This window comes from Catellatospora bangladeshensis (genome assembly GCF_016862575.1).
Classification (GTDB): Bacteria; Actinomycetota; Actinomycetes; order Mycobacteriales; family Micromonosporaceae; genus Catellatospora; species Catellatospora bangladeshensis.
This window is the reverse complement of sequence record NZ_BONF01000011.1, coordinates 197,803-223,304: the sequence shown is the minus strand read 5'-3', so window position 1 is coordinate 223,304 and position 25,502 is coordinate 197,803. Positions and strand designations below refer to the sequence as shown.

The following is a 25,502-nucleotide window of genomic DNA, read 5'->3' as shown; positions in this document are numbered from 1 at the left end:
GCCGCCGTGACCCGCACGCCTCGCCGCCGCCGCGACCCGCCCGCCTGGCCTGCCGTCCCGGCATCACCGCGCCGGGGCGTCCGGCCCCGAAGATCGTCGTACTTGCCAGGCACTTGGGCGAAAGGCGCTTCAAGATACGCCCAGGTGCCTGGCAAGTCGGGTGATCTAGAAGGGGGCGCGGGTCTTGCCCCAGGGTTTGTAGATGGAGAGGACGGTGGCGGTGGTGAGGACGATGACGGAGGCGATCGAGCCGTCGAGGACGCGGCCGTCGGGGACGGTGAGCAGGCCCGCGCGGGCGGTGTCGACGGCGTCGAGCAGGGCCGGGTGGCGGGTCAGCATCGGCACGACCAGCACGGCCACGTTCAGGACCAGCTTGACCGCGACCCACCAGTGGCGCAGCACGCCCCAGTGCGTGCCCAGGCCCAGGATCACGCCGGTGACCAGCGCGGCCAGGCCCAGCGGCAGCATCGCGGCGGTGTCGAGGGACAGCATCAGGGAGTACGTCGCCGCGCGGGCACCAGCGTCGTCGGCGGCCTGCGCGGTGAGCGCCATGACCAGCAGCGCGTACGCGACGCCGAGCCAGCCGACGGACGTGACGACGTGCGCGGTGAGCAGGAACCGGCGCGCGTTGCGGGGCAGCCGCGGCGCCTGCGGGCGGGCGGGCCGCGTGGGGCGGGCCGGGGCGGTGGCGGTGGCGGGCATGGTCACTCTCCTGTCCAGCCGGGCCGGACCAGGCCCGACTCGTACGCCTCGACGACCAGGTGGGCCCGGTCGCGCACGCCGAGCTTCACCATCGCGCGGCTGACGTGGGTCTTGGCGGTGGCGGGGCTGACGAACAGCCGCTCGCCGATCTCGTCGTTGGACAGCCCGGCCGCGACCAGGGCCATCACCTCGCGCTCGCGGTCGGTGAGCGCGTCCAGCGCCGCGGCGCGGGTGTTGTCCCGGGGGCGCCGCGAGCGCTGGGCGTACTCGGCGATGAGCCGCCGGGTGACCCCGGGGGACAGCAGCGCGTCGCCCCGGGCGACGACCCGCACGGCCTGGATCAGGTCGGCGGGCTCGGTGTCCTTGACCAGGAAGCCGCTGGCCCCGTCGCGCAGCGCGTCGAAGACGTACTCGTCGAGGTCGAAGGTGGTCAGGATGACGACCTTGACGTCGGCGAGCGCCGGGTCGGCGGCGATGCGCCGGGTGGCCTCGATGCCGTCCAGGCGCGGCATGCGGATGTCCATGAGGACCACGTCGGGGTGCAGCGCGGCGGTCTGGCGTACTCCCTCCTCGCCGTCGGGGGCCTCGCCCACCACGGTGATGTCGTCCTGCGCGGACAGCAGGGCCCGGAAACCGGCCCTGACCAGGGCCTGGTCGTCCACGAGCAGCACCTTGATCACGAGTCGCCTCCGGTGGGCAGGACGGCGCAGACGGTGAACCCGCCCTCGGGCCGGGGGCCGACCGCGACCGTGCCGCCGAGGGAGGCGGCGCGTTCGCGGATGCCGGACAGGCCGTTGCCCTCGGCGGCGTCGCCGCCGCGGCCCCGGTCGGTGATGTCCAGGACGATCTCGTCGGTGTCGTAGCCGACGGTGACCTCGGCGCTGTCCACCCCGGCGTGCCGGTGCACGTTGGTCAGCGACTCCTGCACGATGCGGTACGCGGCGAGGTCGACGGCGGTCGGCAGCGGCCGGGGTCGCCCGGTGACGTGGACGTCGACGCGCAGCCCGGCGGTGGCGAAGCGCTCGACCAGCTCGTCGAGCCGGTCGAGGCTGGGCGCGGGGCTGCGGGGGGCCTGCTCGTCGACGCCGCGCAGCACGCCGAGGGTCTGCCGCAGCTCGCGCAGGGTGTCCCGGCTGGCCTGCTTGATCGCGGCGAGCGCGGTGCGGGCCTGCTCGGGGTCGTCGTCGAGCAGGTGCAGCGCCACCCCGGCCTGCACGTTGATCAGGGAGATGTGGTGGGCGACGACGTCGTGCACCTCGCGGGCCATGCGCAGCCGCTCGTCGCCGGCCCGGCGGCGGCGCTGCTCCACGATCCGGTCCCGGTTGGCCCGTACGACCTGCGCGAACAGCAGCACCCCGACGATGACCACGGCGGCCACGAGGCTGTGCCAGGACAGGGGGTCGATGCCGCGGCGTGCGGTGAGCCAGACGAACAGGGCGTACCCGGCGGCGGCGGTGAGCGCGGCGGACAGCTGCCGTCCCAGCACCACGGCCAGGATCAGCATGAACAGGAACGCGAGGAAGAACGGGCCCCACGGGTAGCCGAGCGCGAGGTAGGTCGCGGTGAGCGCGGTGACCACTCCCAGCGCCAGCTCGACGCGGACGTGGACCAGCCACATCGCCAGCGCGGAGCCGGCCAGCAGCGCGTACGCGAGCAGGTCCAGCGAACGCGGTGTGGCGGGCGCCTGGTTCGCGGGGAAGTGGCTGGCGAAGGTCACGCCGATCATCTGGATGGCGGCGACGAGCAGCGGGATGAGCCGCTTGCGCCCTCGCCGCCGGTACGGGTGGTCCCAGGTCATGGTGAACACGCTAGGTCGGGGGAGGTGGCGCCGTCGTCGTACGGCGGGAGACGGTACGCGTACTCCCCGCGGAGTAGCGCCGGGCCGGGGTGTAACGCGGGCGGGGTTGGCGGACATGTGCTCGGCGTAGACCGATGCGGATGGCGGGACGGGGCATGGTGGCGGCTGGAGAGACGACCCGGGCGGGCGCGGCGCGGCGCCGTGCCGTCTTCGAGGATGCCTATGCGGCGAACTACCAGCTGATCCTGGCCTACGCGCTGCGGCGCGCGCCGACGCCCGACGACGCGGCCGACGTGGTGGCCGAGACGTTCCTGACCGCGTGGCGGCGGCTCGACGACGTCCCCGAGGGGCCCGCGGCGAGGCTGTGGCTGTACGGCGTCGCGCGGCTGGTGCTGGCCAACCAGCAGCGGGCGCGGCGGCGCCGGGAGCGGCTCGGCGAGCGGCTGCAGTCGGCCGCGGCCCGTGCCGAGGCGGTGCGTCCGCCCGACGACGCGGCCGTGCCGGATGCGGTGCGGGCGGCGTTCCGGCGGCTGCGCCCCGACGATCAGGAGATCTTGACGCTGGTGGCGGTCGAGGGTCTGACGGCGGCCGAGGTCGGGCAGGTGCTGGGCTGCAGCGGGGTGGCGGTGCGGGTGCGCCTGCACCGGGCGCGATCGCGGTTCGCCCGCGAGCTGGCGTCGGCGGGGGTGACCGGGTGACGGCCCGAACGGATCTGGACAGGCTGCGGCGCAGCGGTGACGGCGGGAGGAGACGGTGACGATGAGTGCGAAGGACGACCGGCTGGACGGATACGTCGAGGACGCCTGCCGGCTCGACGCGGAGCGCCTGGCGGTGCTCGGCGACCGTGCCGCGCAGGACGCCCTGTTGCAGCGGATCACTGCGGTGGACGTGTCGGTGGCGGCGGCTCCGTCGGTGCGCCGTGGGCGTCGGCCGGTGCTGGTGGCCGCCGGGGCGGCCGCCGTCGCGCTCGCGGCCTCCGGCCTGGTGCTGCCGGGCCTGCTGCGCCCGGCGGATCCTACCGGTGCGCAGCCGGGGGTGCCGTCTGCGTCGGTCGCGGGTCCGGGTTCGCCCGCGGCCGAGCCGTCCGTGACGCCGTCTGCTCCGCGGGGCGACGTGTTCGGCGGTTCCGGCCTGATGAGCTGCATCGAGGAGTACAACGTGCCGAACCTGGCGCGGCGGCGTTTCGCGTTCGACGGCGAGGTTGTGCGCTTCGGGAAGGGGCCGGTCCGCAAGGATCCGTTCCACCTGTACGCGCCGGTCACCTTCCGGGTGAACCGGTGGTACCGGGGCGGGACGGGGGAGCGGGTGACCGTGGCGATGCTGTACCGGAGTTCGCCCAGTGTGGACAACCCGACCTTCGGCGTCGGCTCCCGGCTGCTGGTCTCCGGTGAGGAGCGCTGGGGTGGCGAGGCGCTCGACGATCCGATCGCGTGGCCGTGCGGGTTCACCCGCTGGCACAGCGAGGCCGACGCGGCGGACTGGGCGCGGGCGTTCGGCTGAGCCGCCGCCCGGTCAGGCGCGGACCGGCTGGCTCCCGGTGGACAGGGCGGCCAGCACGGTCATCGCGCGGTCGGCGTCGGCGCAGCGTACGAACAGGTGGTCGTGGAAGTAGCCGGCGACCACGTTGCAGCTCATGCCGATGTCGGCCAGCGCGCCGGAGACGGCGGCGGTCAGCCCGACCGCGTCCAGCGCCGAGTGCACGCGCAGGGTGATCCAGGTGGCCACGAAGTCGTACGGCAGCCCGGCCGCGTCCGCCTCGGCGCGCATCACGACGAGTGTGGTGCCCTCGGGTTCGGCGACGGTCACCACGGGGTGCACGCCCGGCGGGACGGCGCCGGTGACGGTGGTGAAGACGTACTCGTACGGGTGCCGCTGCGGCTGCAGCCCGCGCAGCAGCAGCGCCAGATCGTGTTCTCCGGTCACGACAGACATGCTCCCATCCGGTGGCACGGGCCGGGGCTGATGACGGGCCTGCGCGCCGTGAATGAGGCGGCCCGCGGCGAGAGGGATTAAGAAGGGCACCTTCTTCTACGTATAACGATAAGAAGGTGCCCTTCCTTCGGCTGTCAGGACGGGGGCATGAGGACGCCGTCGATGAGGTAGACGGTGCCGTTCTTGGTCGGGATGTTGCCGCAGACGATGGTCGCGGTGTCGTTGACCTTGAAGTCCTGGCCGCTGCCGGTGACGGTGATGTCCTGGCCCTCCAGGGTCTGGAAGGTGGCAGCGAGCTTGGCCGGGTCGATCTTCTGGCCCACCACGTGGTAGGTCAGGATCTTCTTGAGCTGCTCCGGGTTCGCCAGCACCTGGTCCAGCTGCTCCTTCGGGATCTTGGCGAAGGCCTCGTTGACCGGCGCGAAGATGGTGACCGCCTCGGCGCTGTTGAGCTGGTCGGCCAGGCCCGCCTGCTGGACCGCCGCGGTCAGCGTGGCCAGCTGCGGGTTGCCGGCCGCGGCCGTGGCGATCGGCTGCTGGGCCATCATCTGCGGGCTGCCGGGGTTGGCCGGGTCCTTGGGCAGCGTGCCGCAGCCCGCGCCGAACATGCCGCCCATGCCGGGCGAGGTCGTCCCCGACGGCATCGTGGTCGGCACCGCGGTCGGCATCGAGGTGGGCACGCCCGTCGGCTGCGCGGCCGGGGTGTTCATGGTCTCGCTCCCGCAGGCCGCGAGGGCCAGCGAGAGCGAGAACGCGGCGACGGCGAAGACCGTCGTGAGCTTCCTCTTCCCGTACATGACGGTGGGTCCTTTCTTACCGGTGAAAACCTCCACCGGTGATTCGACACTGAACCCGCCATACTTTGGTGCGATTGGCTCAAATTTTGTCTGATTTTTTCTATTTCATGGGGATCTGGGCGATGATAGGCAGTGTCGGGCTGGCCGAACCGCCCTCCGGCTCGACCGTCACGCCCAGGGCGTCGGCCGCACCGACGCCGTCGACCAGGTGCGTGGCACTGCCCTGACCGGCCGCCAGCACCCCGGCCGAGCGCGGCGTGCCGCCGTCCATCAGCCACAGCTGGTACGCCTTCTGCGCGCCCGGCGAGTGGGTGGCCAGCAGCACCACGGCCGCGTCCCGGCTCGGCGCGGCCACCACGGTGACCTTGCCGCCGCCTGCCACGTCCGCCGTGCGCACCGTCGCGTCCGGCGCGGTCAGCACCGCCTGGGTGCGCGCCAGTTCCTGCTGCGCGGCCAGCGTCGCGGCCCGCTCCTCACGCAGCCGCTGCTCCTGCACCCCGTAGACGCCGCCGACCAGCGCCGCGACCAGCAGGCATGCCGCCGCCGTCAGCGCCGCGGGGTGCCGCCACCAGCGCACCGGCGCCCGGCGCGGCTCGCGCACCGGCCGGGGCGGCGGCAGCTGGCGGGTCCGCCGCACCGCCGCCAGCACCTGCTCGCGCATCGCCGGGGGCGGCACCGACCAGGTGTCCTCGGCCAGCCTGGCGGCGGTCTCGTTCAGCTCCGCCACTTCGGCCGCGCACGCCACGCACCCGCGCAGGTGCTGCACGAACGTCTCCCGCTCGGCCTCCTCCAGGGCGTGCAGCACGTACGCCCCCGCCAGCGAGTGGATCTCCTCTGGTTGCGTCATGCCGCCACCTCCACGCCGAGGCAGTCGCGCAGCCGGATCAGGCCGTCGCGCATGCGGGTCTTGACCGTGGGCAGCCCGGCCCCGAGCAGCTGCGCCACCTGCTGGTAGGTGTAGCCGCCGTAGTAGGCCAGGGTGATCGCCTCCCGTTGCAGCTCGGTCAGCGTCCTGAGGCAGCGGCGCACCGCCTGCCGCTGCAGGTGCGCGGTGGCCTGCTCGACCACCTCGTCGGCCGGGGTCTGCGTCGCCTCCGGCGCCAGCCGCTGCACCCGGTCCAGCGCCGCCTGCTCCGAGCGCACCCGGTCGACGGCCCGCCGGTGCGTGATGGTGAAGATCCACGCGGTCGCCGAGCCGCGCGCGGAGTCGAAGCGGCTGGCGGTGCGCCACACCTCCAGCAGCGCCTCCTGGGCGACCTCCTCGGCCTGCGCCGGGTCACGCAGCACGCGCCGGGCCAGGCCGTACACGCGCGGCGCGACCAGGTCGTACAGCCTGGTGAACGCGGCCTCGTCGCCGCGGGCCACCGCCCGCAGCAGCGACTCGGCGTCGGCGGGCGCGGGCGCGCCGGGCACCGCCGTCAGATGCTCGGGCCGTTGGTACGGCTGCTCGTCACCGTTCACTGTCCCGCCCTTCCGGGGCCGAGGTGTTCCACCCGTCACTTGGGTACCACACCTGATTCGGCGCCGCCGCGCGCTCGGATGGGTCCGTTCACACCGATGAGAAACGGCGTTGATCAATCGGGTGATCCCGCTCTCAGGGGAGCGCGCGCAGCCGTCCTACCTGCGTATGGTCAATTCGGAACGGTCTCGTTCCGCATCTCCCACCCGGACGCACCCGCCTGGCACGGCGGGCGCCGACGGGTGCCCCCGGCCAGCCCCGCTCGACGAGGAGCACCTGGCCCCGGGCCGGCGACGGCCCGACCGAGCCACCCCCGTCGAAAGGCAGCACCATGACCGCCACGGTCGACCGTACCCAGACGCCGGAGCCCGCCGCCCCGGCTCTGCACCCCCGGCGCTGGCTGGCGCTGACCATCATCGCGATCGCGCAGCTCATGGTCGTGCTCGACGCGACCATCGTGAACATCGCGCTGCCCGAGATGCAGCACGCGCTGGAGATCAGCGACTCCCAGCGGCAGTGGGTACTCACCGCGTACACGCTGACCTTCGGCGGCCTGCTGCTGCTCGGCGGCCGCATCGCCGACTACTGGGGCCGCAAGCGGACCTTCATCGCCGGCGCGATCGGCTTCGCGCTCGCCTCCGCCCTGGGCGGTCTGGCCTGGGACGGCACCAGCCTGTTCGCGGCCCGCGGCCTGCAGGGCGCGTTCGGCGCGCTGCTCGCCCCGGCCGGCCTGGCGCTGCTGACGGTGCTGTTCACCGACGCCAAGGAGCGCGCGAAGGCGTTCGCCGTGTACGGCGCCATCGCCGGCGGCGGCGCGGCGCTGGGCCTGCTGCTGGGCGGCGTGCTCACCGAGTACGCCGACTGGCGCTGGTGCCTGCTGGTCAACATCCCGATCGCGGCGATCGCGATCTTCGCGGCGGTGCCGATCGTGCCGGAGAGCAAGGCCCACGGCGACACCCGCTACGACATCCCGGGCGCCATCGCCGTCACCCTCGGCCTCATCTCCCTGGTGTACGGCCTGACCAAGGCCGCCGAGCCGGAGTACGGCTGGGAGTCCGGCCAGACGCTGGGCTTCCTGGGCGCGGGCGCGGCCCTGCTGATCGTCTTCCTGGTGATCCAGCGGTTCTCGAAGAACCCGCTGCTGCCGCTGCGCATCCTGCTCGACCGCAACCGCGGCGGGGCGTACCTGTCCAGCACGCTGACCGGTGCGGGCCTGATGGGCGCGTTCTTCTTCCTGACGTTCTACTTCCAGGGCACCCTCGGCTACACCCCGGTCGAGGCCGGCCTGGCCTCGCTGCCGGTGTCGGCGGGCGTGTTCATCTCCGCCGGTGTGGCCAGCCAGCTGCTGCCCAAGCTCGGCGCCAAGCCGCTGATGGTCGCCGGTGCGGTGCTCGCCGCGGGCGCGATGCTGTTCCTGACCCGGATCGGCGTGGACACGGCGTACACCACGCACGTGCTGCCCGGCGCGATCGTGCTCGGCCTCGGCCTCGGCTTCACCTTCGTGCCGCTGTCCAGCCTGGCCCTGGTCGGCGTGCCGCAGCACGACGCGGGCGCGGCCAGCGCCACGCTGAACGCCACCCAGCAGGTCGGCGGCTCGCTCGGCGCGGCCCTGCTGAGCACGTTCGCGCTCAACGCGACCACGGCGTACGCCGAGTCGCACCTGAGCCCGACCGCCGACCCGCGCGTGGTCATGGGCGAGGCGGCCGTGCACGGGTACACCGTCGCGTTCGCCTGGGGCGGCGGCCTGCTGGTCGTCTCCGCGCTGATCATCACGTTCCTGATCAAGGTCCGCAGGTCGGACCTGCCCACCGAGGGCGCCGTCCACGTCGGCTGATCCCCCTGCGAAGGAAGGGCACCTTCTTAACGGACGTCCGTTAAGAAGGTGCCCTTCCTTTCGTTTCCGGTCAGGCACCCGGGGGTGGGGTGGTGGTGCAGCCGTGCTCGGCCTGCCAGGTGGTGACCTCGGCGACCGGGGACTTCGCGCCGCCCTTGCGCCAGGAGTCGAGGTAGCGCCAGGGCCAGACCACCCCGCGGCGGATCCACCAGTCGCCGGTGCTCGCGCAGGACGGTGAGATGCCGAAGTGCAGGTGGCAGGCGCTGGCCAGGCCGGTGCGGCCCACCTTGCCCAGCTGCTGCCCGGCGGTGACCCGGACGCCGGGGCGGATCAGGCCGTCGATCGCGGCGAAGTGCGAGCCGTAGTAGCGCACCCCGTCGTCGCCGAGCAGGGACACCGACAGCCCGCCGCGGTCGGCGCCGTCGTCGGTCTTCGGGTCCCACTTGTCGACGCGGGAGACCTCCAGCACGGTCCCGCCGGTGGCCGCCACGACGGTCGCGCCGCACGGTGCCATCACGTCGGTGGCGTGGTAGTCGTGGTGGGTGCGCCCGTACGAGGTCTTGCCCAGCACCGGGAACACGTACCGCACGGCGGGCGCGGACGGCGAGGCGGACGCGGAGGGGGACGCCGGGGCCGAGGGGGATGCCGACGGGGTGGCCACGGGCGCGGCGGCAGGGGCGAAGACGGGTCCGGACACGGGGGAGGAGCAGGCGGCGAGCGCGAGAGCGGTCAGCAGCCCGGCCGGTACGAGGCGGGAACGCACCCGCCGACCCTACTCCTGCCGTCGGCGCCGGGGCCGGGTCCAATGTGACCAGGCAACGGCTCAATTGCGGCGGTCGACGTAGCGGACGACCGTGCCGAACAGGCGGTCGTGCCAGGCGCGGCGGCGGTCGTCGGTGAGCACGCCGACCAGGCCGACCAGCCACAGCACGGGCACGGCGAGCCCGACGACGGCGCGCAGCAGGGCGCGCAGGAGGCCGACGTGGCGGCCGTCGGCGCGGCGTACGACGGTGCCGAACAGCAGGGCGCCGAGGGTCTGCCCGGTCATCCACCAGCAGGCGGTGAAGTACGCGGCGGGCAGCACCACGGCGATCAGGCCGGCGGTGGCCTTGAGCCAGCCGGGCGGCTCGCCGTCGAGGGCCGCCCACAGGGCGGGCACACCCCCGGCGGCAAGCGTCGACGCCACCGCGAGCAGGGTGGCGTCGATCGCTAGCCCGGCCAGCCGGGACACAAGGCCTGCGTACGGCGGGTGACGGCTGGGAGCCGTCACCGTTCACCGTTGGTGTGGTGCAGGTGGAACATCCTCCGGAACGACGTCTCGATCTTGTCGTCGGCGGTGGCGGAGGTCTCGCGCAGTTCGTCGGTGGCGTTGGCCAGCACGCCGCGGCTCTGCTCGGTGATCAGCTCCTGCAGCCGCGGGTCGCGGGTGAGGTCGCCGATCACGACCGGGATGACCTTGTTCCGGATCTCGGGGATGGCGCCCTCGACCAGCCGGGGCACCACGCTGTCGATCAGGTACGGCATCAGGTCGTCGACCATGCGGGGCACGACGGACTTCTCGATCCAGCCGAGGCCGTCGTCGACGGTGCTGCGCAGCGCGACGAGCGCGGCCGAGCGGCTGGCGATGAGGGTGTCGCGGCCGCGCACCCCGGCGGCGGTGACCGTGTCGCGGGCCGTGTCGATGGGTGAGGTGGCGGGCAGCTTGGCCCGGGTGGTGTCGGCGAGCTTGCGGGCCTGTTCCCGGGTGGCCTCGGCGACCTGGGCACCGGTGCGCAGGGCGAGGCCGACTCCCTGCTGGGTGAGGTCGACGGCATGCTGGGTGAGCCCGACGGCGACCGCCATCGGTGAGCGCGCGTCGGCCGGTGCGGGCTCGACGCCGCTGGTGAGCAGATCCTGGACTTCTTCGTCGGCGCGTCCGCCGCGGCCGATCCGCCGCAGGCGTTCGGCGACCAGCACCGCGGTGCCGAGGGCCACTCCAGCGAGCCCGGCAGGCGCCTGCACTTGATCGGACATACTACCAAAGTACGTCAGATTCATGATCTATCGGGCCGTTTCGCCAGCTCTGGTAGTCCGTCCGGTAAGGGGCGGGCCGTTTCCGGGCGCGGGCCGGTTTACAGCGGTGAAGCGGGCCGGACGGGCCCGCCCGAACTGCTGGAGGCCGCACTTGTCCCGGTTCTTCGACGGCGTCTGGTCGTGGCTGGTCGCCGCGGCCGCGGAGACGTCGTGGCGCGAGCTGATGCCGCTCGGCCTGGCCGGTGTCTTCGTATGGGGCCTGTGGTGCTACCGCGTGCTGCTGTCACGCCTGGACCGGCCGGTCGTCAACGACTTCCGCACCACGGTGTCGGTGGTGGTGCCGTCCTACCGCGAGGACCCCGACATCCTGCTGGACTGCCTGCACACCTGGCTGGCGCAGGACCCGGCCGAGGTGATCATCGTGCCCGACGTGGGCGACACCGAGGTGCTGCGGCGGCTGTCCCAGGTCGGCGACCCGCGGCTGAGGGTGCTGCCGTTCACGCACCGGGGCAAGCGCTCGGCGCTGGGCGTGGGCATCCGGGCCGCCCGCGGCGAGCTGGTCGTGCTGGTCGACTCGGACACCCGCTGGCAGCGCGGGCTGCTCGCCGCCGTGCAGATGCCGTTCGTCGACCCGGAGGTGGGCGGCGTCGGCACCCAGCAGAACGTGTACCAGCGCACCAGCAGCGTATGGCGGCGCATCGCGGACTGGCTGGTCAACCTGCGCTACTACGACTACGTGCCGGCCATGGGCCGGGCCGGGGCGGTGGCCTGCCTGTCCGGGCGCACCGCGGCCTACCGGCGCAGCGCCGTCATGCCGGTGCTGGAGCACCTGGAGAACGAGTTCTTCCTGGGGCGGCGCTGCGTCGCGGGCGACGACGGGCGGCTGACCTGGCTGGTGCTGGCCTCGGGCTACCGCACCGTGCACCAGTCGTCGGCCCGCGCGCTGTCGATGTTCCCATCGTCGCTGCGCGCCTTCGTCAAGCAGCGGGTGCGCTGGAGCCGCAACTCCTACCGCTGCTACCTGACCGCCCTGTGGAAGGGCTGGCTGTGGCGCACCCCGCTGGTCACCAAGATCACGGTGCTGCAGATCCTGCTCACCCCGGTCACCATGGGCATGGCGATGGGCTACCTGCTGCTCAGCCGCCTCGAACTCACCGCCCGGGGCGGCATCGTGGTGCTGTTCTGGCTGCTCGCCGGCCGCGCCATCCGGGGCTGGTCGCACCTGCGGCGGCACCCCCGGGACGTGCTGATCCTGCCGCTGCTCGCCGCGGTGGTCATCCTGATCTCGCTGCCGATCAAGCTCTTCGCCTTCCTCACCATGAACAGGCAGGGCTGGCTCACCCGGGCCGGCGACCGCATCGGCGGGGAGGGCCAGCACGCCGGCACCCTCGCCCCCGCGGCCCGGCGGGGCGCGGGCACCCTGACGGAGGTGGCCTAGTGCGCTGCCGCTTTCATGCCGTCCCGCCGGCCGTCCTGCTCACCGGGCTGCTGGCCGGCGGGACCGCGCTTGCCACACCCGCCGCGGCCGCGCCCGGCACCGCATCCGCCGTCGCCGCGCGTCCCGGCGCCCTGGCGCCCGGCGCCGCCCCCGCCCGCGCCACGGCGGCCGGAGCAGGGCTCGGCCACCGCGCCGCAGCCGGACCCGTACGAGCCGGTGCCGTGGCCGCGCCGGCCGCGGCCCCCGCACTGGCCGGTCCGGCCACCCGGGCCCCGTCCCTGGTCGCCGCGGCCGCGGCGCGGGCCGACGAGGAGCGCCAGGCGGCGCTGGTCGCCGGGCAGGACACCTGGCTGGACCAGGTTCGCGCGGTGACCGCGGTGGCCCCGCTGCGCGAGCTGCTCAACCGCCCGCCCGGCACCACCCCGGACATGCAGAAGTGGAACAAGCCCTACCGGCTGGACACCGCGGGCGGCTACACGCTGGTGCTGACCCCGCGGGTGCAGCCCTACACCGTCGACGACCTGCTGAAACTCTCCCCGCAGACGTTCGTGCGGCAGTCGCAGGGGGCGTACCTGCTCACCGAGAACCTCTACGTCGTATCCGGGGCCAAGCTGAAGCTGTCCCACCCCGGTGGGCTCGAACTGCGGCTGGCCAGCCGCAGCAGCGGGTTCGTCGCGATCGTGTCGTTCGGCGGCGAGCTGGAACTGGCCGGCACCAAGCAGGCGCCGCTGCGCATCACGAGCTGGGATCCGCGCGCAGGCAAGGCGGACACGCAGGTCGGCGACGGGCGGGCGTACCTGCGGGCCATCGGCGGGCGGTTCGCGATGAGCCATACCAAGGTGTCCCAGCTGGGCTTCTGGAGCGGCCGCACCGGCGGGGTGAGCCTCACCGGCACCGACCGGCCCGACACCGGCGCGGTGTCCGGACCCGACCCCGGCGGGAACGGCCGGCTGCTGCCCGGGGAGGTGCGCATCCTCCGCAACGGCCGGGTGAGCACGCCCGACAGCCGGTTCACGGTGCCCGGCCAGTCGTACGTGTCCGGGCGGATCACCGACAGCACCTTCACCGGCAACGCGTACGGGCTGTTCATCTCCAGCGCCGACGGGATCAACGTGGCCGACACGACCGTGCGCGACAGCCTCCAGCACGGTCTGGTGCTGCACCGCTTCGCCAGCAACGCGGTCATCGAGCGGACCGTCTCCCAGCGCAACGGCGGCGACGGCTTCCTGCTCTCGCGCGCCACGCAGCAGGTGCGCATCACCAGCGCCACCGCCGAGGGCAACGGCGGCAACGGGTTCACCCTCAGCGGCCGCCCCCTGGCCGACGGGCCGTCGGCCTCCGGGCAGCCGGTCGTCAGCTACGGCAACAACACCCTGTCGCACAGCATCGCCCGGGGCAACGGCCACTACGGCGTCGAGATCCTCGGCGGGCACGGCGTCAGCATTCAGGAGAACCAGGTCGACGGCGGCGACATGGGCATCGTGGCCCGGCAGGGCGTACACGACCTCACCGTCACCGCCAACAAGCTCACCAACCAGGAACGGCAGGCCGTCGCGCTGCGCGAGGGCGTGACCAAGGCCCGGATCACCGGCAACGTCATCGAGACCACCACGACCGGGGTGTACGTGCGCGACTCCGTCGCCGAGGTCCGCGGCAACACCATCCACGACGCCGACAGCCACGGCATCACCTTCGTCGGGGCGGTCGGCGGATCCAGCGCCACCGGCAACGCGATCGAGGGCATCGGCCCCAGCGCCGTCGACACCGGGCGGGCAGAAGGAAAGATCACTGTGCGTGACAATCAGACCGGGGCCTGGCTCGACACCAGCACCCTGTGGGCGCGGGTACGCCACTACGCGAGCCCGATGACCCTGCTGTGGACCGCGATCCTGCTGCTGATCGTGGCGCTCGGCATCCGCCGCACCAGCCGGCCAGTGGTGCACGGGCACCCGTACGACGCCACCAAGCCGCTGTTCACGCCCGGCGCCGCCCGGCATACGGCAGCCGGGCAAGGGCCACCCCAGCCGCGCGAGGTCGCCCGCGGCCGTGCCCGGGTCCCGGTGATGGCGAAATGATCCGCCGCGACCGGACCGGCCTTCGTGAGCCGATGAACCGCCGTGACCAGATGACCCGCGGCGACCTGGTGAGCCACGGCGACCTGCGGCGCCCGCGCGGGCGTGGCATCCACCGCGCCCCGTCCGCCGCCGCGCGGCTGCTGCAGCTGACCTGCGTCGTGCCGGTGCTGCGCCTGGCACAGGCAACCGCGCCGCCTCCGCTGCGCCGCGCGGGGGTATGGCCGGACCGCCCCAGCGCCGCCCGGGTGATGCGCCCCGCCCGGGGCGCGGCGGCCGTCGCCGTGGTCTGCGCGCTGCTCGCGGTCCCGGCCGCGTGCGGCGGTCCCGAAGCCGCCCCGGCCCGGCAGGCAGCGGCTCCCACCGTTGACGCGTCGCCCGCGGCCGCGCTGCCCTGGCCGTGGTCGGCCGCGAGCGCGACCGCCTGCCCGCAGCCCACCATCACCGTCGGCGACGCGGACGAGCTGGCTGACGCGCTGGACGACGCGAAGCCCGGCGACAGCATCCGGCTGCGCGACGGCGTGTACCGGGGCCGTTTCACCGCCGAGGAGCCCGGCACGAAGGACCGGCCGATCCACCTGTGCGGCGGGCCGGGGGCGGTGCTCGACGGCGGCGGCACGAGCAAGGGGTACGCGCTGCACCTCGACGGGGCCGACCACTGGCGGCTGACCGGGTTCACCGTGCGCAACGCGCAGAAGGGCGTCATGCTCGACGACACCAGCCACGCGGTGCTCACCGAGCTGACCGTCGAGCACATCGGCGACGAGGCGATCCACCTGCGCCGCTTCAGCTCCGACAACCTGGTGCAGACCAGCACGATACGCGACACCGGCCTGCGCAAGCCCTCCTACGGCGAGGGCGTCTACATCGGCACGGCGAAGTCGAACTGGTGCGACTACACCGGCTGCAAGCCCGACCGCAGCGACCGCAACGTGATCCGCGGCAACCGGATCAGCGGCACCACCGCCGAGCCGGTCGACATCAAGGAGGGCACCACCGGCGGGCAGCTGACCGGCAACACCTTCGACGGCGCCGCGATGACCGGCTCGTACGCCGACTCCTGGGTCGACGTGAAGGGCAACGGCTGGCTCATCAAGGGCAACACCGGGCGGCACTCGCGCGGCGACGGCTTCCAGACGCACCAGGCCGCCGACGGCTGGGGCGACGACAACGTGTTCACCGCCAACACCGCCGCCGTCGACGGGCCGGGCTGGGGCTTCCACCTCACCCCGGTCGCGAACAACGTCGTGGCCTGCGACAACACCGTCACCGGGGCGGCGAAGGGAGTGGCCAACACGGCCTGCCGCAGCGCCTGGTGAGCCTGCCGGTCCCGGCGCGGGACCACCGGACAGTCCATACCGGACTAGGCTGCCGTTGCGGTGCGCCGGTCGCTGTGCGGCCCGCGCACCGGAACGGACCTGGTCAGTGTGGCGTTCGGGCGCGGGGGTGGGCCATGACGCAGGAGGTCATCGAGCTGGGCGAGGCGGGCGCGGAGCCGAGCACCGGCCGCGACCTTCCGCCGCCGGGCCGCTGGGCAAGGTGGTTCGCCGCCGCCGTCGCGGTGGTGCTCGCCGCGCTGCCGACTGCCTCGGCGCCGCAGCGCCCGCTGGTGACGCAGGCCCGCGCCGTGGCGATCGACCCGGCCGGCGGTCCCATGACGATCATGCAGGTGGGCGAGCTGCTGCTGGTGGGTGACGCCCGCGAGATCTCGGCGTACGAGCTGGCGGACGGCTCGCGGCGCTGGCGCCGCCCGGCGGCGGGCCCCGGCCTGCACCTGGCCGAGGTGCCGGCGGGCGTGCCGGGAGTACTGCTCCTCTACGAGGGCGACTACTTCGGCGAAGGCCGCACCATGACGACCGTGACGGATGTGGCGACGGGAAGCACACTCTGGAGTTCCCGGGGGATGGTCCACGCCATCGGCGAGCTGGCCCTGGCGTATCCGGCGCGCGAAGAGCCCGACGGCGATGCGGACCGGCCGGCGCTGTCGCCCACGGAGGCGCGGATCCGCGAACTGCGGACCGGGCGGATCCGGTGGACCCTGCGCGGAACGCCCTACGCCGGCGCCGACGCCACCACGGGTGAGGCGTGGTCGATCTCGCAGCAGGGCCGGTTCACCGTGTACGGCCTGCCCGACGGCAGGGTGCTGCGGACCGGCACGGTCGCGTTCCCGCCCGGCACGCCCGAGAACGCGCAGGTCTACGACGGGATGCTGCTGGTCTCGGCTGAGGACGGCGGCGTGCGGCGGGAGATCCGGTACGACAACCGGACGCTGCGCGAGATCGGCGGACCGGAGGACACGCTGCGCTATCCGTGCGGGCCGTACCTCTGCGAGATCGACGGCGAGCGGCGGCCGGTCGCGGTGCTGGACCCGGACACCCGTGCGGTGCGCTACCGGCTCGGCGCGCTGGAGCAGCTCGTGGTCACGGGGACCGGGGCGGTCACCCTCCGCTATGACGAGCCGACCGAGCTCGGCGTGGACCAGCAGGTCGCCCACGTCCCGACCGCCGGGCGGCTGATCGACCCGGCCGACGGGCGTACGCTGCGGGACCTCGACGGCTGGGGGGTGCTGATGGACTCCGACGGCTCCGAGCTGCTGCTGGTGCGCCGTGTTCCCGGCGCGCTGCAGCTCGCGCGGGTCGAGGACGGGCAGGTCAGGGTGCTCGGCGCGGTGCGCTCGGACCCGGCCGGCTGCTGGTTCGCACGGCAGCGGCTGGCCTGCAGGTACGACGACCAGCTGGTGATCTGGCGTATCACGTGGTGAGGCCCGGGGGAATGTCCATCCCCCGGGCCTCGCTGTGCCACCGAATTGCACACGCCGGCACGTTTAACCGCACAGGTCAGTCGTCATCTCTCCCGCGTCCTGCCTATTGGACTACCGCCCCGTGGAGAGGAGCGGGCCGGACTTGAACCGGCAACTCGGGAGCCCTTTCGCCCGTACGTGGTCGATCCGGCGATCGGCGGCGAATGCTGAGCTTCGAGCGAGAGTCTGAGTTTGATACGCGGCTGCCTCTGCCAGGCTTGGGCTACCTCCGCAGGTGGTGCAGAGGGCGGGATTCGAACCCGCACTGGGACCGCGTTCGTCAGCTTCGGCTTCAGCTTCAGCTTGCGCTCCTCGCGCACCCCCGCCCTCCGGCGGGGGAGTCTGGGTCAGGCGAACAGGTAGCCGAAGACGCGGTCGCCGACGCGCTGGTCGACCGCCTCGGCGTTGTTGGCCTCCTCGCGGGCGAACTTGACCGCCTGTTGCAGCTTCTCCACCCGCTCCAGCAGCGTCGACACCCGCTTGGCCGGCAGCGCGCCGGAGAACTTCACCGTGGTCCAGTAGCCCACCGCGATGTCCTCGTAGTACACCTCGACCTGGGCCGGGTGCTTCTCGGTCGCCTCGGCCTTGACGTGGTTGCGGGGCACCTTCTTGGTACGGATGGTGCGCACCGGCTCGGTCGACCAGCAGTCGGCCGACTCGCTGAACACCCACGACTCGGCGGCGTCGAGCACCGGCAGCTTCTTGACGAAGGTGTGCAGGTCGGTGAGCTGCTTCTCCAGGAACAGCAGGTACGTCACCGGCACGTCGGACAGCAGCACCCGGTCGTCGACCTTCACGTCGGCCTTGGCCACGCAGTTCGTCGAGTCCTTGGTCGCGGTGACGTCGAACAGCCGGGTCAGCGTGGTGCCGATCTGGCGCAGCACGTCCTCGGCGCGGGTCTGGACCTTGGTCGACTCGGGCGGCAGCTGCTCGCCCTCCTCGTCCTTGGCCTGGTACGTCCGCGAGATGCCGGACAGCAGCGCCTGCTTCTGCACGGCGTGGTGGGCCTCGGTCAGGTCCTGGAACGAGCGGGACTTGACGCCCTTCTCCACCGCGATGATCTGGTTCAGCTTCGCCATCTGTGTTCCTCCCGACCGGTGACGTTAAGGGATCACCCGCTGGAGCGGCAATCAGGATTCACGCCGTCACTCCCTAGTTGATCAAGTACGGTGAATTCCTGGTGCAGGTCGGAGGTGGTCGGCGGTGGCGTTCGGTTTCGCGATGCTGGCCACCGGGTTCGTCTTCGTCTGCGGCGCCAACGACGGCGCGGCCCTGCTCGCGTTCGGGCTGCGCCAGCGGGAGCTGCCCCTCTACGCCGTGCTGGCGGTGCTGCTGGCCGCGATCGTGGCCGGACCGGCGCTGTTCGGGCTGGCCGTGGCGCACACCTTCACCGACCGGCTGGTCGCCGCGGGCAACCGCGGGCCGCTGGTGGTGCTCGCCGGGGTCGGCGTGGCGCTGGCCCTGGTGCTGGTGCTGACCTGGCGCGGCGTGCCCACCAGCGTCACCCTGGCGGTGCTCGGCGGGCTGGCCGGGGTCGGCGCCGGGCTCGGGGTGCCGCCGCACTGGGCGACGCTGGCCGTGGTGCTGGCCGTCGCGGCGGTCGCGCCGCTGATCGGCGGCGGCCTCGGCTACCTCATCGGGCTGGCCGCCCGGCGGCTGCCCAGCACCTCCCGGCTGCCCGGGGCGCTGCGCCTGGCGCACGTGACCACGTTCGCCGGGCAGAGCCTGGCGTATGCCGCCAACGACGGCCAGAAGATGTTCGCCGTGGTCGGCGTGGCCGTCGGGGTCGCGCACCGGGCGCCGGGCATGCAGGCTCCGCCGCTGCTGCTGCTGTGCGGGACGGCGCTGGTGTTCGCCGCCGGGGCGGTGGCGAGCCTGCGGCGCATGGCGCTCGGCGCGGCCGGCGGCCTGACCCCGCCGCGCTCGTGGACCACGGTGTCGGCCGGGATCGCCGCGTCCACCGCGGTGCTCGGCGGGGCGGGCATCGGCGTACCGGTCAGCATGACCCAGTCCGCCACGGCCGGGCTGGTCGGCGCCGGAGCCAGCACCGGGCTGCGCCGGGTGCGCTGGCAGTTCGCCATGCCGGTGCTCACCGCCTGGCTGATCACGCTGCCGGCGTCGCTGGCGCTTGGCTGCGCGGCCGGGCTGGCGCTGCGGGGGGTCGGATGATCAGGCTGCGGCGGGTGTTCGACGACCTCGCGGGCCGTGCCCCCAAACGGGTGCTGGCGATCGTGGTGGCGCAGGTCGACGCGGCGCTGGAGGGCGTGGCGCTGGCCGTCGCGGTGACCATCGGGGAGGTGGAGCCGCCGCTGGCGCGGCTGCGCATCGCCGAGATCGAGCACGACGGCGACGCCCACCGCGGGCGGCTGGTCGCCGAGCTGGCGGCGACGCTGGCCACCCCGATCGACCGGGAGGACCTGTTCCGGGTGTCCCGGTCCGTCGACGACGTGCTGGACTACCTGCGCGACTACGTACGCGAGACCGACCTCTACGGCGTACGCCCCGGTCACGGCGCGGTGGCGATGCTGGAGCAGGTCGCCATCGGGCTGCGCGACCTGCGCCGGGCCCTGGACCGGCTGGTCGACCGCCCGGCCGAGGCCGCCGAGGCGGCGCTGGCCGCGCACAAGCGCTCGGGCCGGGTGCGCCACCTCTACGCCCAGGGGCTGGCCGAGGTGCTCAGCGGCGAGATCACCGCCGGGGTGCTCAAGCAGCGGGAGCTGCTGCGGCGGCTGGACGTGGTGGGGCTGCGCCTGGCCGAGTGCGCCGACGCGCTCGCCGACGCGATGCTCAAGCGCAGCCTCTGACTCACTTGTCGGTGCTGCCGGGCCCGACCCAGCGCCCCAGCGGCCGGTCGGTGGCGTGCTCCTCGTCGTCCTTCTTCGGCTTGTCCAGCGCGGCGAGCAGCCCGGCCAGCCCGCCGCTGCCGATGCCGCTCTTGGAGATGCGCTGGTCCAGCTCGGTCGGGCCGCCGGAGCCGGCGTCGGTGAGCGCCAGCATCTGGGCGGCCTCGGCTGGGCTCAGCCCGTACTCGGCGGTGACCTCGTCGGGGTGGGCGCGTGCGTGGGCGGCGAACTCGGGTTCGGTCGCCATCCGCTCGATGACCTCAGGGAACCGGGACATGATCAAGGTCCTTTCGCTGGGTGGTCCATTGTGCGGCGTGGGTGCGACCTCGTCCACATCCGGCAGGGATGACGACAATCACGTGACAATGCCCACTCAGCGCTGCGGCCTACCAGGAGCGGTAGGGATGGTTCTGGAGGTAGGAGTTCGCGTACCGGTCGTCCTCGGTCACGTCGGTGCCCGCCCAGGACGGCGCCGGGGGTGCCTCCACCCCCTCGGGCAGCTCGACCTCGGCCAGCACCAGGCCCTCGTTGTCGCCGCCGAAGACGTCGACCGTCCAGTCGCCCGGCGTGCGGCCGAGCGTGTGACGCTCCTTCTCGATCAGCGGCCGCAGGCACAGGTGGTCGAGCAGGAACGCGGCGTCGGCGGCCGGGATGTCGTACTCGTACTCGGGCCGGGCGTCGCCGACCCGCTTCCCCTTGATCGTCAGGTAACCGGTCCGGCCGTCCACGAGCCGCACCCGCACCGTGCGCTCCGGCTCCGTGGACAGGTAACCCTGGCGCAGCGAGCTGGACCCGGTCACCTCCGCACGCCAGCCGTCGTCGCGGACCAGGTACTTGCGTTCGATCTCGACGGGCATCCGCGTCTCCTCAGTCCATCTTCGCGAGCCAGGCCTGGGCGGCGTCCCCGAACGGCTCGCGCTTGTCCCGCACCGCGGCCAGCAGTTCCTCCGCGGTGCGCAGCGCACCGGCGACGACCTCGTCGGGGTATCCGTAGGCGACGGTGTGCTCGGCGAACTCGTCCTCGTCGAGCAGCAGCACCTCGCCGTCCGCGCGGCGGCGTACCACGTCGAGGTCCAGGTCCACCGAGACGACCTCGGCGGTGCCGTGCCAGACGGGGCGGTCGGAGACGTCGATGTACAGCTCGGTGCGGTGCGGGGCGGCGTTGAACGCGGCCACCCACTCACCCTCGTACGGGATCAGCACCACGTGCGTGGCCGGGATGAACACGGCCGGCTCGGTGCCGCGCCGCCACGGCGTGTGCCGCGTCGCGCCCAGCCACACCCCGTGCCGGTCCTCGCCGAGCCGTCGCATGACCGCGTGCCAGTGCAGCCGCCCGTCGAACTTGCGGGCCACCACGCGCACGTCGCCGGGCTGCGGCCCGAGGTCCTTCTCCAGCCAGTGCCGGGCGTACGGGTTGCCGTTGTAGTCGCCGACCTCGCGGTAGCCGCCGGTCAGGTACAGCCGCACCGCCTCCGGCTGCCGGTCGCCGGTGTCCAGCCGCATACGCCGGTAGCCGCGCACCCGGGCCAGGTCCTCCAGCTCGGCCATCAGCGCGCGGGCCAGGTTGCGCCCGCGCCCGGCCGGGCGTACGAACACCCGCTTGACCTCGGCGGTGTGGTCGTCGAGGCGGCGCATCCCGGCGCAGCCGACCGGCTCGTCGCCGTCGTAGGCGACCAGCCACGCCCCGCTCGGCGCGCGAAGCTCGGCCACGTCCATGGGCGGAGCGCCGGAGGTGCGCGTGTTCGAGACGGGGTAGCGCACGGCGATGTCGGCCAGGTACTCCTCGATCAGCTCCCGGGACACCGCGTCGTCCGGGTCCTGTACGACGATCCGCAGTCCCACACCGGGCTCCCCTCGCTCGGATCACAGTTCACACCGAGGATGTCTTACTCGCCCGCAGCACCGGCCACCGGCCCCGCTTGGGCGCGGCGGGCATCGTGCTCCTCCAGGCGCTCTCGCATCCGGTCTGTCCCCGCCTGGTCGAGCTGGTAGCCCGCGTCCTGGAGCATGCGCTTGGTAGCGGCAAGACGCTCCTCATGGCGGATCCGGTCCCAGGCGCTGATGTCCTTCTCCAGCCGATGGGGGACGGGCAGGCCGTCGTCGATCGGGACGTAGCCCGCGCTGGTGTAGAGGCCGAGGGCTTCGGGCTGGCGGTCGCCGGTGCTCAGCCGCACGTGCGTGTACCCGAGCTCCCGCGCCGCGTCCTCGAGCGCGGCGAGCAGCAGCCGTCCTGCCCCGCGCCCGCGCACGGACTCCTTCAGATACACCCACTTGATCTCGCCGGTCCGCTCGTCGAGCCCTTTCAGCCCGCCACACCCGACCGCCTCGTCCCCGTCGTAGACGACGAGCCACACCGCGCCCGGCGCATCGAGAACGGGCAGCTCGTCGGTCACGGCGTCGGCGGAGAAGTCCTGCTCCGGATACCTGCGCGCCAACTCGCCCACGAACTCCCGCCGCAGCTCCCGCGACGCCGCCCCGCTGGTGTGCTCCCGCTCGATCCGCACCGTCGCGCTCCTCTCCATCGGCGATCCTGCGCGGGCGGCCCGGGTCATCGGGACACCCGCGCAAGAGCGGCGCTCAGTTCTCCGTGGCGCGGAGCGTATGGGTGGTGTGGGCCACGGCGCGGGCCAGGGGGATCTTCTCCGTCTGGCCGGTGGCGCGGTCGGTGAACTCGACGGTGCCCTCGGCCAGGCCGCGAGCGGCGACGGTGATGCGGTACGGGATGCCGACCAGCTCGATGTCGCTGAACTTCACCCCGGGGCGCTCGGCCCGGTCGTCGAGCAGCACGTCCACGCGCTGGGCGCGCAGCGCGGCATACAAGGTCTGCGCCTCGGCCACGACCTCGTCGGACGTGCCGAGCACGGCGATGGCGACCTCGAACGGCGCGACCGCGACCGGCCAGACGATGCCCCGGTCGTCGTGGTGCGTCTCGACGATCGCGGCCAGGGCCCGCTCCACGCCGATGCCGTAGCTGCCCATGATCGGGGTGACCCGCTCGCCGTCGGCGCCGAGCACGCTGACGCCGAGGGTCTCGGTGTAGCGGCGGCCGAGCTTGAAGATGTGCCCGATCTCGACGGTGCGCAGCACTTCGAGGGGCTGCTCGCAGCGGGGGCAGGGCTCACCGGCGGTGACCTCGCGCAGGTCGGCCCAGCGGCCCACGGCGAGGTCCCGGGCGACGTCGACGCCGCGCAGGTGTACGCCGTCGCGGTTGGCGCCGGTGGTCATGTCGCGCCGGTCGCGCAGCGCCAGGTCGGCCAGGATCGGCAGCTCGGTGACGCCGACGCCGCCGAGGCTGCCGGGCAGCGCGCCGAGCGCCTCGGAGATCTCGTCCGGGTGGGCGGGGCGGATCGCGACGGCGGCGAGGGTGTCGATGAGCTTCTGCTCGACCAGGGCGTGGTCGCCGCGCATGAGCACCAGGGTGAGCTGGCCGTCGACGACGTACACGAGCGTCTTGATCTGCCGGTCGGCGGTGACGCCGTAGTCGCGGACCAGGTCCTCGATGGTCCTGGCGTCGGGGGTGTCGAACGGCTCGGGCGCGTCGAGGCCGGCCCCGTCGGTGGCCGGGGCCAGGTGGGAGGTGGCCTTCTCCACGTTGGCGGCGTAGCCGCAGGCGCAGTGCACGACGAGGTCCTCGCCGGCGCTGGTGGGGCACATGAACTCGACCGAGTCGCTGCCGCCCATGATCCCGCTGGAGGCCTCGACGGCGATCGCGGGGATGCCCAGGCGGGCGAAGATGCGCACGTACGCGTCGTGGTGCTTGTCGAAGGAGCGGTCGAGCCCGGCCTCGTCGGTGTCGAAGCTGTAGGAGTCCTTCATGGTGAACTCGCGCACCCGGATCAGGCCGCTCTTGGGGCGCGGCTCGTCGCGGAACTTGGTCTGGAACTGGTACCACAGCTGGGGCAGGTCGCGGTAGGAGCGCAGCTCCTGGGCCACGGTCGCGAAGATCTCCTCGTGGGTCATGCCGAGCGCGACGTCGGCGCCCTTGCGGTCGGTGAGCCGGAACATCTCCGCGCCGATCTTGTCCCAGCGTCCGCTCTTCTGCCACACCTCGGCCGGTTGCATCGTGGGCAGCAGGAACTCCTGCGCGCCGATGCGTGACATCTCCTCGCGGATCACCTCGATGATCTTCGCGCGGACCCGGACGGCGAGCGGCAGCAGCGAGTAGTGGCCCGCCATGAGCTGGCGGATGTATCCGGCGCGCAGCAGCAGCCGGTGGCTGACCGCGTCGGCGCCCGCCGGGTCCTGGCGGAGGGTCGGGACGTAGAGCTCTGACCAGCGCATTACACGTACACCTGCACTCTCTGCCATCGGCCCGGCGGCGTCTGCGCCGGTGGATCCGCCGATCCTATGGGCAGGCCGGGGCGGCGGCGACGGGTTTAGGCCGTGGCGCGGTCCTGCATCTCCCATACGTGGTCCATCACGTGCCAGGCGATGCGGCGGGCGGCGTACGCCACCGGCCAGCAGCCCACCGGCGGCGGGGCACCGGTGGTCGGGGTGGCGACCACCTGCTCGATGTCGGCCCGCAGCGCCGTGATCGCGGCGGTGTCGTCGAAGGCGGGGGCCTTGTGCCGGACGCCGATGCGGCGGGCGTAGGAGGCCTCGGCGCCGACCACGTGCTCGATCATCCGGTCCCGGTCGCGCCCGCCGCCGCGCGGGCCTTTGCGCAGCTCGGCGGGGCTGGCCGCGGCGACGTCGGTGAACAGGTCCCACGTGGCGCGCAGCAGCGCGGCCTGCCGCCGGGCGGTCTGCTCGTCGCGGGGGCGGGAGTCGGCGGCGGCGGGCTGCTCGGGTGCGCCGAAGTCGGTGGTGCTGCCGCCCCGGACCCGCTCGACGACGCGCAGATCACCGGGCTCGAACGGGATCCGCGCGCGCTCGGCCACGGGCGCGTAGCGCGCGGCGTAGGCGGTCAGGGCCGCCAGCGCCGACTCCGCGTCGCGGCCGGAGCGGCACCAGCCGGGCCACTCCAGCGCGCACGCGAAGATCCGTTTCGTGCCGAGTTCGAGATAGACAGATGTCACATAGACATGCTGTCATGTCTTGGGCGGCTATTTGAGGATTTCGTAGCGGACAGTTGTCACACCCGAGGACAGCTTCGCGATCTCGGCGAACGCGGCCCGGGACAGGTCGAGGCAGCGTCCGGAGATGTACGGGCCGCGGTCGTTGATGCGTACCACGACGGACTTGCCGTTGGCGGTGTTGGTGACGCGGACCCGGGTGTCGAACTTCAGCGACTTGTGCGCCGCGGTGAGCGCGTCCGGGTCGAAGGTCTCGCCGTTGGCGGTGCCCTGCGGCTCGTCGTAGTAGGACGCCTTGCAGGTGCCGGAGCCGAGCACGGAGGCCGTCTCGGTGGGGCTGGGGCTGGCGGCGGTGCGCTTGGCGGCGCGGGAGGGCCGCTGCGGCTCGCTCCGGGATGCGGTGACGCTGGGTGAGGGTGACGGTCGCGCTGCCGTCTGCTGCTGTGCGGCGGCGGGATCGGTGCCGGTGTTCTCCGCGGCGACTTCTGCGGCGAGGAGACCGCCTCCGGCCAGGATGGCCGTGGCGACGGTGGCGGTGGCGAGCGGGGCGACGGATCGACGGGGCTTACGGGGAAGCGAATGTCGGCCGGGCAAGGTGCTGACCTTCCGTAGGCAACAGGACGGGCGCCGGCCGCCGTTGCGGGCGGACCGGGGCCGAACCCGACCGTATCGAGGCGTGCGCATGGCATGTCAAAACGATCGTGCATATTAGGCTGATTTGCCCCGAGATTTTCGCCCGATCGAACGACCCCCGCGACAGAAGGAAGGGCACCTTCTTATCGCTATCCGTAGTAGAAGG

At 73.1% G+C, this 25,502-nt stretch carries 27 protein-coding genes; 9 read left to right on the top strand and 18 right to left on the bottom strand.

Going from position 1 to position 25,502, the window contains the following annotated elements:
• Window positions 1-165: 165 nt before the first annotated feature.
• The 3 genes from Cba03nite_RS11815 to Cba03nite_RS11805 are packed head-to-tail and all read right to left on the bottom strand — an operon-like array spanning window position 166 to window position 2,500.
• Window positions 166-702 (bottom strand): hypothetical protein, encoded by a 537-nt coding sequence (locus Cba03nite_RS11815; protein ID WP_203745170.1) that lies wholly within the window; start codon window positions 700-702, stop codon window positions 166-168.
• Window positions 703-704: 2 nt separating this feature from the next.
• Window positions 705-1,382: a response regulator transcription factor gene (locus Cba03nite_RS11810; protein WP_203745168.1), complete on the bottom strand. Its 678-nt coding sequence runs from the start codon at window positions 1,380-1,382 to the stop codon at window positions 705-707.
• Window positions 1,379-2,500, bottom strand: coding sequence for a sensor histidine kinase (locus Cba03nite_RS11805; RefSeq protein WP_203745166.1), 1,122 nt, complete (start codon window positions 2,498-2,500; stop codon window positions 1,379-1,381). The genes Cba03nite_RS11810 and Cba03nite_RS11805 overlap by 4 nt, the downstream gene beginning before the upstream one ends.
• Before the next feature lie 155 nt (window positions 2,501-2,655).
• On the opposite strand from Cba03nite_RS11805, the gene Cba03nite_RS11800 reads away from it, so the two are divergent.
• Both Cba03nite_RS11800 and Cba03nite_RS11795 read left to right on the top strand, forming a co-directional pair.
• Entirely contained in the window at window positions 2,656-3,198 is a 543-nt protein-coding gene (locus Cba03nite_RS11800) for an RNA polymerase sigma factor (RefSeq protein WP_203745164.1), read from the top strand.
• Window positions 3,199-3,259: 61 nt separating this feature from the next.
• A complete protein-coding gene (locus Cba03nite_RS11795; RefSeq protein ID WP_203745162.1) occupies window positions 3,260-4,000 on the top strand; it encodes a hypothetical protein in 741 nt (246 codons plus the stop codon).
• Window positions 4,001-4,012: 12 nt separating this feature from the next.
• Here Cba03nite_RS11795 and Cba03nite_RS11790 read toward each other — a convergent pair whose 3' ends face one another.
• From Cba03nite_RS11790 to sigK, 4 genes are all read right to left on the bottom strand, one after another.
• Window positions 4,013-4,423, bottom strand: coding sequence for an ACT domain-containing protein (locus Cba03nite_RS11790; RefSeq protein ID WP_203745160.1), 411 nt, complete (start codon window positions 4,421-4,423; stop codon window positions 4,013-4,015).
• 143 nt (window positions 4,424-4,566) lie between these two features.
• Window positions 4,567-5,229, bottom strand: coding sequence for a fasciclin domain-containing protein (locus Cba03nite_RS11785; protein WP_203745158.1), 663 nt, complete (start codon window positions 5,227-5,229; stop codon window positions 4,567-4,569).
• 100 nt (window positions 5,230-5,329) lie between these two features.
• Entirely contained in the window at window positions 5,330-6,076 is a 747-nt protein-coding gene (locus tag Cba03nite_RS11780) for an anti-sigma factor (RefSeq protein WP_203745156.1), read from the bottom strand.
• Window positions 6,073-6,690 (bottom strand): ECF RNA polymerase sigma factor SigK, encoded by a 618-nt coding sequence (gene sigK / locus Cba03nite_RS11775; protein ID WP_275411573.1) that lies wholly within the window; start codon window positions 6,688-6,690, stop codon window positions 6,073-6,075. The genes Cba03nite_RS11780 and sigK overlap by 4 nt, the downstream gene beginning before the upstream one ends.
• A gap of 329 nt (window positions 6,691-7,019) precedes the next feature.
• Between sigK and Cba03nite_RS11770 the strand changes: the two genes are divergently transcribed.
• On the top strand, window positions 7,020-8,522 hold the full coding sequence (locus tag Cba03nite_RS11770) for an MFS transporter (RefSeq protein ID WP_203745153.1): 1,503 nt from the start codon (window positions 7,020-7,022) through the stop codon (window positions 8,520-8,522).
• Between the two features lie 70 nt (window positions 8,523-8,592).
• On the opposite strand, the gene Cba03nite_RS11765 is transcribed toward Cba03nite_RS11770, so the two are convergent.
• The 3 genes from Cba03nite_RS11765 to Cba03nite_RS11755 are packed head-to-tail and all read right to left on the bottom strand — an operon-like array spanning window position 8,593 to window position 10,535.
• Window positions 8,593-9,285, bottom strand: coding sequence for a M23 family metallopeptidase (locus tag Cba03nite_RS11765; protein WP_203745151.1), 693 nt, complete (start codon window positions 9,283-9,285; stop codon window positions 8,593-8,595).
• Window positions 9,286-9,345: 60 nt separating this feature from the next.
• Window positions 9,346-9,753 (bottom strand): RDD family protein, encoded by a 408-nt coding sequence (locus Cba03nite_RS11760; RefSeq protein WP_203745148.1) that lies wholly within the window; start codon window positions 9,751-9,753, stop codon window positions 9,346-9,348.
• Window positions 9,754-9,788: 35 nt separating this feature from the next.
• Window positions 9,789-10,535 carry a hypothetical protein gene (locus Cba03nite_RS11755; RefSeq protein ID WP_203745146.1) on the bottom strand — a complete coding sequence of 249 codons (747 nt, stop codon included), beginning with the start codon at window positions 10,533-10,535 and terminating at the stop codon, window positions 9,789-9,791.
• A gap of 151 nt (window positions 10,536-10,686) precedes the next feature.
• Between Cba03nite_RS11755 and Cba03nite_RS11750 the strand changes: the two genes are divergently transcribed.
• The 4 genes from Cba03nite_RS11750 to Cba03nite_RS11735 all read left to right on the top strand — a co-directional run bounded on the left by Cba03nite_RS11750 (window position 10,687) and on the right by Cba03nite_RS11735 (window position 16,806).
• Window positions 10,687-11,973: a glycosyltransferase family 2 protein gene (locus tag Cba03nite_RS11750; protein ID WP_203745144.1), complete on the top strand. Its 1,287-nt coding sequence runs from the start codon at window positions 10,687-10,689 to the stop codon at window positions 11,971-11,973.
• The gene (locus Cba03nite_RS11745) at window positions 11,973-14,048 is read left to right on the top strand and encodes a right-handed parallel beta-helix repeat-containing protein (RefSeq protein ID WP_239125655.1); all 2,076 of its coding nucleotides are present in this window, start codon (window positions 11,973-11,975) and stop codon (window positions 14,046-14,048) included. Before Cba03nite_RS11750 ends, Cba03nite_RS11745 begins: the two co-directional genes overlap by 1 nt.
• 32 nt (window positions 14,049-14,080) lie before the next feature.
• Window positions 14,081-15,364 (top strand): right-handed parallel beta-helix repeat-containing protein, encoded by a 1,284-nt coding sequence (locus tag Cba03nite_RS11740; protein ID WP_239125654.1) that lies wholly within the window; start codon window positions 14,081-14,083, stop codon window positions 15,362-15,364.
• Between the two features lie 134 nt (window positions 15,365-15,498).
• On the top strand, window positions 15,499-16,806 hold the full coding sequence (locus tag Cba03nite_RS11735; protein ID WP_203745142.1) for a PQQ-binding-like beta-propeller repeat protein: 1,308 nt from the start codon (window positions 15,499-15,501) through the stop codon (window positions 16,804-16,806).
• A 386-nt stretch (window positions 16,807-17,192) separates the two neighbouring features.
• Here Cba03nite_RS11735 and Cba03nite_RS11730 read toward each other — a convergent pair whose 3' ends face one another.
• Complete coding sequence (locus Cba03nite_RS11730; RefSeq protein WP_203745140.1) at window positions 17,193-17,924, bottom strand: DUF7873 family protein; 732 nt, start codon at window positions 17,922-17,924, stop codon at window positions 17,193-17,195.
• Between the two features lie 124 nt (window positions 17,925-18,048).
• On the opposite strand from Cba03nite_RS11730, the gene Cba03nite_RS11725 reads away from it, so the two are divergent.
• Together Cba03nite_RS11725 and Cba03nite_RS11720 are read left to right on the top strand one after the other, a co-directional pair.
• Window positions 18,049-19,014: an inorganic phosphate transporter gene (locus Cba03nite_RS11725; RefSeq protein WP_203745138.1), complete on the top strand. Its 966-nt coding sequence runs from the start codon at window positions 18,049-18,051 to the stop codon at window positions 19,012-19,014.
• Window positions 19,011-19,649: a DUF47 domain-containing protein gene (locus Cba03nite_RS11720; RefSeq protein ID WP_203745136.1), complete on the top strand. Its 639-nt coding sequence runs from the start codon at window positions 19,011-19,013 to the stop codon at window positions 19,647-19,649. Before Cba03nite_RS11725 ends, Cba03nite_RS11720 begins: the two co-directional genes overlap by 4 nt.
• Before the next feature lies 1 nt (window position 19,650).
• On the opposite strand, the gene Cba03nite_RS11715 is transcribed toward Cba03nite_RS11720, so the two are convergent.
• The 7 genes from Cba03nite_RS11715 to Cba03nite_RS11685 all read right to left on the bottom strand — a co-directional run bounded on the left by Cba03nite_RS11715 (window position 19,651) and on the right by Cba03nite_RS11685 (window position 25,297).
• Window positions 19,651-19,965 (bottom strand): hypothetical protein, encoded by a 315-nt coding sequence (locus Cba03nite_RS11715; protein ID WP_203745135.1) that lies wholly within the window; start codon window positions 19,963-19,965, stop codon window positions 19,651-19,653.
• Window positions 19,966-20,074: 109 nt separating this feature from the next.
• Entirely contained in the window at window positions 20,075-20,545 is a 471-nt protein-coding gene (locus Cba03nite_RS11710) for a CYTH domain-containing protein (RefSeq protein WP_203745133.1), read from the bottom strand.
• 10 nt (window positions 20,546-20,555) lie between these two features.
• Window positions 20,556-21,530, bottom strand: a complete 975-nt coding sequence (locus tag Cba03nite_RS11705) for a GNAT family N-acetyltransferase (RefSeq protein WP_203745131.1) — start codon at window positions 21,528-21,530, stop codon at window positions 20,556-20,558.
• Window positions 21,531-21,574: 44 nt separating this feature from the next.
• The gene (locus tag Cba03nite_RS11700) at window positions 21,575-22,210 is read right to left on the bottom strand and encodes a GNAT family N-acetyltransferase (protein ID WP_203745129.1); all 636 of its coding nucleotides are present in this window, start codon (window positions 22,208-22,210) and stop codon (window positions 21,575-21,577) included.
• 55 nt (window positions 22,211-22,265) lie between these two features.
• Window positions 22,266-23,969: a proline--tRNA ligase gene (locus Cba03nite_RS11695; protein ID WP_203745127.1), complete on the bottom strand. Its 1,704-nt coding sequence runs from the start codon at window positions 23,967-23,969 to the stop codon at window positions 22,266-22,268.
• 95 nt (window positions 23,970-24,064) lie between these two features.
• Window positions 24,065-24,706, bottom strand: a complete 642-nt coding sequence (locus Cba03nite_RS11690; protein ID WP_203745125.1) for a hypothetical protein — start codon at window positions 24,704-24,706, stop codon at window positions 24,065-24,067.
• Window positions 24,707-24,733: 27 nt separating this feature from the next.
• Window positions 24,734-25,297: a septal ring lytic transglycosylase RlpA family protein gene (locus Cba03nite_RS11685; RefSeq protein WP_239125653.1), complete on the bottom strand. Its 564-nt coding sequence runs from the start codon at window positions 25,295-25,297 to the stop codon at window positions 24,734-24,736.
• Window positions 25,298-25,502 lie beyond the last annotated feature (205 nt).